This window comes from Burkholderia guangdongensis (genome assembly GCF_013403875.1).
GTDB lineage: Bacteria > Pseudomonadota > Gammaproteobacteria > Burkholderiales > Burkholderiaceae > Burkholderia > Burkholderia guangdongensis.
Map to the genome: position 1 here is coordinate 169,162 of NZ_JACBNX010000008.1, position 10,036 is coordinate 179,197.

The 10,036-nt window shown below is 68.1% G+C and carries 11 protein-coding genes; 7 read left to right on the forward strand and 4 right to left on the reverse strand.

Annotation, left to right across the window (positions count from 1 at the left end; all coding sequences use genetic code 11):
• Nucleotides 1-64 precede the first annotated feature (64 nt).
• Entirely contained in the window at nt 65-466 is a 402-nt protein-coding gene (gene hpaR, locus HZI36_RS10050; protein WP_179402517.1) for a homoprotocatechuate degradation operon regulator HpaR, read from the reverse strand.
• A 246-nt stretch (nt 467-712) separates the two neighbouring features.
• Here hpaR and HZI36_RS10055 point away from each other — a divergent pair, with 246 nt between their 5' ends.
• From HZI36_RS10055 to hpaI, 7 genes are all read left to right on the forward strand, one after another.
• Nucleotides 713-1,486, forward strand: coding sequence for a fumarylacetoacetate hydrolase family protein (locus HZI36_RS10055; protein WP_179402499.1), 774 nt, complete (start codon nt 713-715; stop codon nt 1,484-1,486).
• Entirely contained in the window at nt 1,483-2,238 is a 756-nt protein-coding gene (locus tag HZI36_RS10060) for a fumarylacetoacetate hydrolase family protein (RefSeq protein ID WP_179402500.1), read from the forward strand. The genes HZI36_RS10055 and HZI36_RS10060 overlap by 4 nt, the downstream gene beginning before the upstream one ends.
• A gap of 36 nt (nt 2,239-2,274) precedes the next feature.
• Complete coding sequence (hpaE, locus tag HZI36_RS10065) at nt 2,275-3,735, forward strand: 5-carboxymethyl-2-hydroxymuconate semialdehyde dehydrogenase (protein ID WP_179402501.1); 1,461 nt, start codon at nt 2,275-2,277, stop codon at nt 3,733-3,735.
• 69 nt (nt 3,736-3,804) lie between these two features.
• A complete protein-coding gene (gene hpaD / locus HZI36_RS10070) occupies nt 3,805-4,728 on the forward strand; it encodes a 3,4-dihydroxyphenylacetate 2,3-dioxygenase (RefSeq protein WP_179402502.1) in 924 nt (307 codons plus the stop codon).
• Nucleotides 4,729-4,765: 37 nt separating this feature from the next.
• Entirely contained in the window at nt 4,766-5,212 is a 447-nt protein-coding gene (locus HZI36_RS10075; RefSeq protein ID WP_179402503.1) for a 5-carboxymethyl-2-hydroxymuconate isomerase, read from the forward strand.
• 3 nt (nt 5,213-5,215) lie between these two features.
• Nucleotides 5,216-6,019, forward strand: coding sequence for a 2-oxo-hept-4-ene-1,7-dioate hydratase (gene hpaH / locus HZI36_RS10080; RefSeq protein ID WP_179402504.1), 804 nt, complete (start codon nt 5,216-5,218; stop codon nt 6,017-6,019).
• Nucleotides 6,020-6,032: 13 nt separating this feature from the next.
• Nucleotides 6,033-6,860, forward strand: coding sequence for a 4-hydroxy-2-oxoheptanedioate aldolase (gene hpaI / locus HZI36_RS10085; protein WP_179402505.1), 828 nt, complete (start codon nt 6,033-6,035; stop codon nt 6,858-6,860).
• A gap of 98 nt (nt 6,861-6,958) precedes the next feature.
• Here the strand turns inward: hpaI and HZI36_RS10090 are convergent, their stop codons facing one another.
• From HZI36_RS10090 to HZI36_RS10100, 3 genes are all read right to left on the reverse strand, one after another.
• On the reverse strand, nt 6,959-7,807 hold the full coding sequence (locus tag HZI36_RS10090) for a 3-hydroxybutyryl-CoA dehydrogenase (RefSeq protein ID WP_179402506.1): 849 nt from the start codon (nt 7,805-7,807) through the stop codon (nt 6,959-6,961).
• Between the two features lie 24 nt (nt 7,808-7,831).
• Entirely contained in the window at nt 7,832-9,028 is a 1,197-nt protein-coding gene (gene bktB, locus HZI36_RS10095) for a beta-ketothiolase BktB (RefSeq protein WP_179402507.1), read from the reverse strand.
• Nucleotides 9,029-9,103: 75 nt separating this feature from the next.
• Nucleotides 9,104-10,036: electron transfer flavoprotein-ubiquinone oxidoreductase (locus tag HZI36_RS10100; RefSeq protein WP_179402508.1), on the reverse strand; the 933-nt coding region annotated here is incomplete at its 5' end.

Here is a 10,036-nt window from a genome sequence, read left to right on the forward strand (position 1 = left end):
GGACGTCGCGCGCGCTTCAGTCCGCCTTGGTCGGCCTTTCCGCCCAGGTCCGCCTCAATCGGCCTCAATCCGCCTCGAGCCCCGCGAGCAGCGCGTCGACCGCGCGATAGACCTCCCCGACGACGTCCGGCCCGACCGCGCGCTCGAGCGCGCGATACTGCGCCTCGAGATCCTTCGACAGCACGCGCACCAGATTCGCGCTCTTCTTCGTCAGCGACACGCGCACGCGCCGCTGGTCGTCCTCGAAGCGCTCCTTCGTGACCAGCGCGAGCGCCTCCATCCGCGCGAGCACGCCGGCCATGCTCGGGCTCGAGATCGTGCACAGATCGGAAATCTGCCGCGGCTCGAGCGGCCCGTTCTCGTCGAGCGCGCGGATCACGCGCCACTGCTGCTCGGTCAGCCCGTTCGCGGTCAGGATCGGCCGGAACCGCTCCATCATCTTCTCTCGCGCGCGCAGCAGCAGCATCGGCAGGTTGCGGTGAAGGAGGCGGTCGGCGGTGGAATCGGACATGGCAATCGGAAGGCGAATGAGCGCCGCATACCGGGGAAAACCCTCAACGGAAAAAACCCTCGGCGATGCGACGACCCTGTTGACCCGGAATCATATCAAGCGCAGAATCGCTAACATGTTAGTGTTTTTGCCCGACCCATTCGCGTCGGGCAAGTTTTTGTCCGACACGTTTCCAGTTTTCACCCGACAGGACCCCGGCTCATGTTCGCACTGGCTGACCACCTGCTCCACCTCGAAGGCGACCCGCTGCCGCGCGACGTCGACGCGCAGGCCGCAACCGCGCTGCTCGCGCACGGCGTCGCGTGCCGCGCGCCCGTCACGGGCGCGGTCTACGGCACGCTGCTCAACGATCGCGCCGCGCTCGACGCACTCGGCGACGCCATGCGCGACGCCCCGTACAAGGCGCCGCCGAAGGCACCGATCCTCTATCTGAAGCCGCGCAACACGCTCGCCGGGCACCGCGCGTGCGTGAATGTGCCGATCGATGTGGAAGGCGTCGAAGTCGGCGCGTCGCTCGGCATCGTGATCGGCCGCACCGCGACCCGCGTGCCGGCAGAGCATGCGCTCGACTACGTCGCCGGCTACACGATCGTCGCGGATCTCAGCATCCCGCATGCGAGCGTCTATCGTCCGTCGGTGCGCTTTCGCGCGCGCGACCGCTTCTGCGTGATCGGGCCCGCGCTCGTCGCGAAGCATCACGTGGCGAACCCGGACGACCTCGCGATCACCGTGCGGATCGACGGACAGCCAGCGTTCGAAGCGAGCACCGCGACGTCGGTGCGCGGCGTCGCGCAACTGCTCGCGGACGTGACCGACTTCATGACGCTCGCCGCCGGCGACGTGATCACGCTCGGCGTGCCGCACGGCGCGCCCGTCGTGCGCGCCGGCAACGAAGCGACGATCGCGATCGGCGATTTCGCGCCGCTTCGCGTGTCTTTCGTCGACGACGTCGAACAGCAAGGAGAACAACGATGATGCGCGGCCGCGTCGCCTATGCAGGCGCCATTCACGAAGCGTATCCGGAAGGCGGCCGCGTGCGGCTCGCCGATGGCCGGATTCGTCGGGAAGACGAAGTAGTCTGGCTCGCGCCGATCGACGTCGGCACGATCTTCGCGCTCGGCCTCAATTACGCGGATCACGCGAAGGAGCTGCAGTTCTCGAAGCAGGAAGAGCCGCTCGTGTTCCTGAAGGGGCCGGGCACGGTGCTCGGCCATCGCGGGCTCACGCGCCGCCCCGCCGACGTCACGTTCATGCACTACGAGTGCGAGCTCGCGGTCGTGATCGGCCGCGCCGCGCAGAACGTGAAGCGCGAGCACGCGATGGACCACGTCGCCGGCTACATGATCGCGAACGACTACGCGATCCGCGACTATCTCGAGAACTACTACCGCCCGAACCTGCGCGTGAAGAACCGCGACGGCGGCACCGTGCTCGGGCCGTGGTTCGTCGACGCGGCCGACGTGCCGGACGTCGCGAACCTGGGGCTGCGCACGTACGTGAACGGCACGCTGCGCCAGCGCGGCAACACGCGCGACCTCGTGACCGACGTGCCCGCGCTGATCGAATACCTGAGCGGCTTCATGACGCTCGCGCCGGGCGACGTGATCCTGACCGGCACGCCGGAGGGGGTCGTGAACGTCGACGCCGGCGACGAAGTGGTCTGCGAAATCGACGGCCTCGGCCGTCTCGTCAACGCAATCGCGTCGGATGCGGACTTCGGCCGCTAACGAACGCAAGCACGCAAGCACGAAAGAGGAACGACGATGCGCATCGAACATCTGATCAACGGCAAGCCGCGCGCCGGGCGCGACTACTTCGAGACCGTGAACCCGGCGAACCAGGAAGTGCTCGCCGAAGTCGCGCGCGGCGGCGCGGACGAAGTCGACGCGGCGGTCGCGGCCGCGAAGGACGCGTTCCCCGCATGGGCCGCCAAGACGCCGAAGGAGCGCGCGAAGCTGATCCGCAACCTCGGCGAGCTGATCACGAAGCACGTGCCGGATCTGTCGGAGACCGAAACGAACGACACCGGCCAGACGATCTCGCAGACGCGCAAGCAGCTCGTACCGCGCGCGGCCGACAACTTCCACTACTTCGCGGAAGTGTGCGCGCACGTCGACGGCCACACGTACCCGACCGACACGCACCTGAACTACACGCTGTTCCATCCGATCGGCGTGTGCGCGCTGATCTCGCCGTGGAACGTGCCGTTCATGACGGCGACGTGGAAGGTCGCGCCGTGTCTCGCGTTCGGCAACACCGCGGTGCTGAAGATGAGCGAGCTGTCGCCGCTCACCGCCGCGCGCCTCGGCGAGCTCGCGCTCGAAGCGGGCATCCCGGCGGGCGTGCTGAACGTCGTGCACGGCTACGGTCAGGAAACCGGCGAGCCGCTCGTCGCGCATCGCGACGTGCGCGCGGTGTCGTTCACCGGCTCGACCGCGACCGGCAACCGGATCGTGCAGGCGGCAGGCCTGAAAAAATTCTCGATGGAGCTCGGCGGCAAGTCGCCGTTCGTGATCTTCGACGACGCGGACTTCGAGCGCGCGCTCGACGCGGCCGTGTTCATGATCTTCTCGAACAACGGCGAGCGCTGCACGGCCGGCTCGCGCATTCTCGTGCAGAAGTCGATCTACGCGCGCTTCGCGGAGCGCTTCATCGAGCGCGCGAAGCGCCTGAAGGTCGGCGATCCGCTCGCCGACGACACGATCGTCGGCCCGATGATCAGCCGGGGCCATCTCGCGAAGGTGCAAAGCTACATCGAGCTCGGCCCGCAGGAAGGCGCGACGCTCGCGTGCGGCGGCCTCGACGCGCTCGACCTGCCCGCGTCGCTGCGCAACGGCAACTACGTCGCGCCGACCGTGTTCGTCGACGTCGACAACCGGATGCGGATCGCGCAGGAGGAAATCTTCGGACCGGTCGCGTGCCTGATTCCGTTCGACGACGAAGCCGACGCGATCCGGATCGCGAACGACATCGCGTACGGGCTGTCGAGCTACGTATGGACCGAGAGCACCGGCCGCGCACATCGCGTCGCCGCGGCGATCGAGGCCGGCATGTGCTTCGTGAACAGCCAGAACGTGCGCGACCTGCGCCAGCCGTTCGGCGGCACGAAGGCGTCGGGCGTCGGCCGCGAAGGCGGCACGTGGAGCTACGAGGTGTTCCTCGAGCCGAAGAACGTCTGCGTGTCGCTCGGCGCGCATCATATTCCGCAGTGGGGCCGCGTCTGAGCGGCGCCATCCAGACACGCTGAACACTCGGACATTCGGATAGCCGGACATTCTGAAACGGAGACGATCATGGGCGAACTCGCGCTCGTCGCGAAAATCACGCATGTGCCGTCGATGTTCCTGTCGGAACTCGACGGCCCGCGCAAGGGCACGCGTCAGGACGCGATCGACGGCCATCGCGAAATCGCGCGCCGCTGCAAGGCGCTCGGCGTCGACACGCTCGTCGTGTTCGACACGCACTGGCTCGTGAACGCGAACTATCACATCAACTGCGCGCCGCATTTCGAAGGAACGTACACGAGCAACGAGCTGCCCCACTTCATCGCGAACATGCCGTTCGACGCGCCCGGCAATCCGGTACTTGGGGCATTGCTCGCGAAGGCCTGCAACGAGCACGGCGTCGAGACGCTCGCGCACGACGCGACCACGCTCGCGCCCGAATACGGCACGCTCGTGCCGCTGCGCTACATGAACGCCGACCAGCACTTCAAGGTCGTGTCGGTGTCCGCGCTGTGCATGGCACACTATCTGAACGACAGCGCGCGGCTCGGCTGGGCGATGCGCCGGGCGGTCGAGGAGCATTACGACGGCAAGGTCGCGTTCCTCGCGAGCGGCAGCCTGAGTCATCGTTTCGCGCAGAACGGCCTCGCGCCCGAGTATGCGTTCAGGATCTGGAGCCCGCTGCTGGAGACGCTCGACCGGCAGGTGGTCGCGATGTGGGAGCGCGGCGACTGGAAGACGTTCTGCGAGATGCTGCCCGAATACGCGTCGAAGGGGCATGGCGAAGGCTTCATGCACGACACCGCGATGATGCTCGGCGCGCTCGGCTGGTCCGGCTACGACGGCCGCGCCGAGGTGCTGACGCCGTACTTCGGCGCGTCCGGCACCGGGCAGATCAACGCGGTGTTCCCGGTCACGCCGCAACGCGGCGAGGCGATTCCGGCGGCCGAAGCGTCGACCGCCCGACACTATCGCGCGTTTGCGCGCCTTTGAGCGCACCGTTGAGCACGCCCGGCACAAGGAGACTGCGATGCCGCATCTGACGATTCTCTACACACCCGACCTCGACCGCCCCGCCGCAGAAGGCGGCACCGACATCCGCGCGCTGTGCGCGACGCTCGCCGACACGATGCGCGCGCAGCGCGACGAAGCCGGCCAACCGGTGTTCCCGACCGGCGGCATCCGCGTGCTCGCGTACCCGGCCGCGCACTGCGCGATCGCCGACGGCGGCGCGGCCGGGCGCGCGGCCGGCGGCACCGGCGACTACGCGTTCGTCTACCTGAACCTGCGGATCGCGCGCGGACGCAGCGCGGCCGTGCATCAGGCGGTCGGGCGCGCGCTCGACGCATGCATCCAGGAACATTTCGCCGCGCTGCTCGCAAGCCGCCACATCGGCATCACGCTGCAGATCGACGAAGGCGCCGAGGTCTACAACTCGCGCACCAGTTCGCTGCACCCGCTCTTCACCCAAGGCTGACCCATGCTCGAGCAACACACGATCACCGCGCTGGCTCGCCAGCTCTACGACGCGCGCAAGACGCGCACGCAACTGCGTCATTTCTCGCAGCGGTTTCCGGAGATGACGATCGAGGACGGCTACGCGATCCAGCGCGAATGGGTGAAGCTCGAGCTCGCCGACGGCCGCACGATCAAGGGCCGCAAGATCGGGCTCACGTCGCGCGCGATGCAGCAGGCGAGCCAGATCACCGAGCCCGACTACGCGCCGCTGATGGACGACATGTTCTTCGACGCGGGCGGCGACATCCCGATCGAGCGCTTCATCGCGCCGCGCGTCGAGGTCGAGCTCGCGTTCATTCTGGAGAAACCGCTCGAAGGCCCCGGCGTGACGCTGTTCGACGTACTGTCCGCGACCGGCTACGTGGTGCCGGCGATCGAGATCATCGATTCGCGCATCGAGCAATTCGACCGCGACACGCGCGCGATGCGCAAGGTGTTCGACACGATCAGCGATTTCGCGGCGAACGCGGGCATCGTGCTCGGCGGGCGGCCGGTGAAGCCGATGGACGTCGATCTGCGCTGGGTCGGCGCGATGCTGCACAAGAACGGCGTGATCGAGGAGACCGGCCTCGCGGCCGCGGTGCTCAATCATCCGGCCACGGGCGTCGCCTGGCTCGCGAACAAGATCGCGCCGTACGGCGAACGGCTGAACGCGGGCGACGTCGTGCTCGCCGGGTCGTTCACGCGCCCGACGCCGGCCGCGGCCGGCGACGCGTTCCATGTCGACTACGGGCCGCTCGGGTCGGTCTCGTTCCGTTTCGTCTGAGGAGGCGCCTGTGATGCAGATTCCACCGAACACGTTCCGCGACGCGCTGCGCGCGGGGCACACGCAGATCGGCCTGTGGGTCGGCCTCGCCGATGCGAACGCGGCCGAGCTGCTCGCGCCGTGCGGCTTCGACTGGCTGCTGCTCGACGGCGAGCACGCGCCGAACGACGTGCGCAGCGTGCTCGACCAGCTTCGCGCGATCGCGCCGTATCCGGTGCAGCCGGTCGTGCGCCCGGTGCACGGCGACGTCGCGCTGATCAAGCAGTATCTCGACGTCGGCGCGCAAACCTTGCTCGTGCCGATGGTCGACACGCCCGAGCAGGCGGCGCTGATGGTGCGCGCGATGCGCTATCCGCCGGACGGGATACGCGGGATGGGCGCGGCGCTCGCGCGCGCGTCGCGCTGGAATCAGGTCGACGACTACGTGAATCGCGCAAACGGCGAGATGTGCCTGCTCGTGCAGGCCGAGACGACGATCGCGATGCAGAACCTCGCGCGGATCGCGGCGGTCGACGGCGTCGACGGCGTGTTCTTCGGGCCGGCCGATCTGTCCGCGTCGATGGGCTATCGCGGGCAGGCGAATCATCCGGACGTGCAGCGCGCGATTCTCGACGGGATCCGCACCGTGCGCGCGGCCGGCAAGGCCGCCGGCGTGCTGATGGCGAACCGGCAGGCCGCGCAGACGTATCTCGACGCCGGCGCGCAGTTCGTCGCGGTCGGCGTCGACACGTCGCTGCTCGTCAACGCGGCGACCGAACTCGCGCGCAGCTACGGGCGCACGCCGGAGCGCACACCGGGTGGCGGTGCGGCACCGTTGCCATCGTCGGGCAGTCCGTACTGACCCTCCCCCCCAAAAAAACGGCACGCGCGGGTGGGCGCCCGCACGTGCCGTTTCGTCCGTCGCTGGAGCGGACGCCCAAGCGCACGCCCGAGCGATCGTCAGTACTTGTACACCCCGTGCCCGGTCTTGCGGCCGAGCCGGCCCGCGGCGACGAGCTCGCGCAGCAGCGGGCACGCGCGATACTTCGAATCGCCGAAGTCCTTCAGGTACACATCCATCACCGACAGGCACACGTCGAGCCCGATCAGATCCGCGAGCGCGAGCGGCCCGATCGGATGGTTCGCGCCGAGCTTCATCCCGGCGTCGATGTCCTCGGCGGTCGCGCTCCCTTCGGCGAGCACGAAGAACGCTTCGTTGATCATCGGCACCAGGATCCGGTTCACGACGAAGCCCGGCGCGTTGCGCACGAGCACCGGCGTCTTGCCGAGCCGCTCGGCGAGCGCCTTCACGGCCGACGCGGTCGCTTCGCTCGTCTGCACCGCGCGGATCACCTCGACGAGCTGCAGCAGCGGCACCGGGTTGAAGAAGTGCATGCCGATGAAGCGCTCGGAGCGCTCGAGCACGGCCGCGAGCGCGGTGATCGAGATCGACGACGTGTTCGACGCGACGATCGCGTCCGCGCGCACGACCGACTCGATCTGCCGCAGGATCCGCAGCTTCAGGTCGACGTTCTCGGTCGCGGCCTCGATCGCGATGTCGACGTCCGCGAGCCGCGCGTAGTCGGTCGACGTGCTGATCCGCGCGAGCGCGGCGTCGCGCGTCGCCGCGTCGACCTTGCCCTTCTCGACGAGCTTCTCGAGGCTTTTGGACAGCGTCGCGACGCCCTTCTCGAGCGCGGCGTCCGTCACGTCGATCAGCACGACGTCGAGCCCCGCGACCGCCGCGACCTGCGCGATGCCGTTGCCCATCGTGCCCGCGCCGACGATGCCTACCGTACGAATGGTCATGTTCGATTCCTCCGTGCGGCCGTGTTACGCGATGTTCTCGAACACCGCGGCGATCCCCTGCCCGCCGCCGATACACATCGTGACGAGCGCGTAGCGACCGCCGATCCGCTTCAGCTCGTACAGCGCCTTCACGGTAATCAGCGCGCCGGTCGCGCCGATCGGGTGGCCGAGCGAGATGCCGGAGCCGTTCGGGTTCACCTTCGCCGGATCGAGGCCGAGCTCTTGCGTGACCGCGCACGCCTGCGCGGCGAACGCTTCGTTCGATTCGATCACGTCGAGATCGGCGGCCGTGATCCCCGCACGCTCGAGCGCGAGGCGCGACGCCGGCACCGGGCCGATCCCCATGTACGCCGGATCGACGCCTGCGTGCGCGTACGCCACGAGCCGCGCGAGCGGCTTCGCGCCGCGCTTCTCGGCCACGCCGCGCTCCATCAGCAGCACGGCCGCGGCCGCGTCGTTGATCCCCGACGCGTTGCCGGCCGTCACCGTGCCGTTCTCCTTCACGAACACCGGCTTGAGCTTCGAGAAATCGTCGAGGCTCGCGTCGTGGCGCACGTGCTCGTCGGTGTCGAACAGCACCTCGCCCTTCTTCGACTTGATCGCGATCGGCAGGATCTGGTCCTTGAAACGCCCTTCGGCGATCGCACGCGCCGCGCGGCGGTGCGATTCGAGCGCGAGCGCGTCCTGCGCGTCGCGCGAAATCCCGTACTTCGCCGCGACGTTCTCGGCGGTCACGCCCATGTGGATCGTCTGGAACGGATCGTGCAGCGCGCCGACCATCATGTCGACGAGCTTCGCATCGCCCATCCGCTGGCCGAAGCGCGCGGCCGGCACGCTGAACGGCGCGCGGGTCATGTTTTCCGCGCCGCCGCCGATCGCGATGTCGGCGTCGCCGAGCAGAATCGTCTGCGCGGCCGACACGATCGCCTGCAGGCCCGACCCGCACAGGCGGTTCACGGTCAGCGCCGGCGTGTGCTGCGCGACGCCGCCGTCGATCGCCGCGACGCGCGCGAGATACATGTCCTTCGGCTCGGTATGCACGACGTTGCCGAACACGACGTGGCCGACGTCGTCGCCCGCGACGTTCGCGCGCGACAGCACTTCACGTACGACCTTCGCGCCGAGCACCGTCGGCGAAAAATCCTTCAGGCTGCCACCGAAATCGCCGATCGCGGTACGGACCCCGCTTACCACCACCACTTCCTTCGCTGCATTGCTCATCGACTTGCTCCAGTTACGTTCGCGCGTGCACGCGCGCTTCTCAGACGTTACTTCTCAGACGTTACATCTCAGACGTTACATATTCGGATAATTCGGGCCACCACCGCCTTCCGGCGTGACCCACACGATGTTCTGCGTCGGATCCTTGATGTCGCAGGTCTTGCAGTGTACGCAGTTCTGCGCGTTGATGACCAGCCGGTCGCTGCCGTCGTCGTTCTTCACGAACTCGTACACCGCCGCCGGGCAGAACCGGCCTTCCGGCCCCGCGTACTGGTGCAGGTTCACGTTCACCGGCACGCTCGCGTCCTTCAGCGTCAGGTGCGCCGGCTGGTTCTCCTCGTGGTTCGTGTTCGAGATGAACACCGACGACAGCCGGTCGAACGTCAGCTTGCCGTCCGGTTTCGGATACTCGATCGGCTGACACATCGACGCCGGCTTCAGCATCTCGTGGTCCGCGTGCTGGTGGCGCAGCGTCCACGGCACGTTGCCGTTCATCAGCTTCTGCTCGATCCCGACCATCAGCGTGCCGAGATACAGCCCCTTGCTCATCCACTGCTTGAAGTTGCGCGAGCGGTACAGCTCCGTGTACAGCCACGACGTCTTGAACGCATCCGGATACGCGGCGAGCTCGTCGCTCTGGCGGCCCGCCTGCACCGCGTCGAACGCCGCGTCGGCGGCCAGCATCCCGGTCTTGATCGCCGCGTGCGAGCCCTTGATGCGCGCGGCGTTCAGGAACCCGGCGTCGTCACCAATCAGCGCGCCGCCCGGGAACACCGTCTTCGGCAGCGACATCAGCCCGCCGGCCGTCATCGCCCGCGCGCCGTACGACACGCGCTTGCCGCCTTCGAGGAAATGGCGGATCGCCGGGTGCGTCTTGTAGCGCTGGAATTCCTCGAACGGCGACAGGTACGGGTTCGAATACCCGAGCCCGACCACGAAGCCGACGACCACCTGGTTGTTGTCCATGTGGTACAGGAACGAGCCGCCGTACGTGTCCGGCTTCAGCGG

Excerpts from the sequence above, each read along its gene's own strand:
- hpaR (WP_179402517.1), bottom strand. The coding sequence starts at position 466 with ATGCTGCTGCTGCGCGCGCGAGAGAAGATGATGGAGCGGTTCCGGCCG.
- HZI36_RS10055 (WP_179402499.1), top strand. The coding sequence starts at position 713 with ATGTTCGCACTGGCTGACCACCTGCTCCACCTCGAAGGCGACCCGCTG.
- HZI36_RS10060 (WP_179402500.1), top strand. The coding sequence starts at position 1,483 with ATGATGCGCGGCCGCGTCGCCTATGCAGGCGCCATTCACGAAGCGTAT.
- hpaE (WP_179402501.1), top strand. The coding sequence starts at position 2,275 with ATGCGCATCGAACATCTGATCAACGGCAAGCCGCGCGCCGGGCGCGAC.
- hpaD (WP_179402502.1), top strand. The coding sequence starts at position 3,805 with ATGGGCGAACTCGCGCTCGTCGCGAAAATCACGCATGTGCCGTCGATG.
- HZI36_RS10075 (WP_179402503.1), top strand. The coding sequence starts at position 4,766 with ATGCCGCATCTGACGATTCTCTACACACCCGACCTCGACCGCCCCGCC.
- hpaH (WP_179402504.1), top strand. The coding sequence starts at position 5,216 with ATGCTCGAGCAACACACGATCACCGCGCTGGCTCGCCAGCTCTACGAC.
- hpaI (WP_179402505.1), top strand. The coding sequence starts at position 6,033 with ATGCAGATTCCACCGAACACGTTCCGCGACGCGCTGCGCGCGGGGCAC.
- HZI36_RS10090 (WP_179402506.1), bottom strand. The coding sequence starts at position 7,807 with ATGACCATTCGTACGGTAGGCATCGTCGGCGCGGGCACGATGGGCAAC.
- bktB (WP_179402507.1), bottom strand. The coding sequence starts at position 9,028 with ATGAGCAATGCAGCGAAGGAAGTGGTGGTGGTAAGCGGGGTCCGTACC.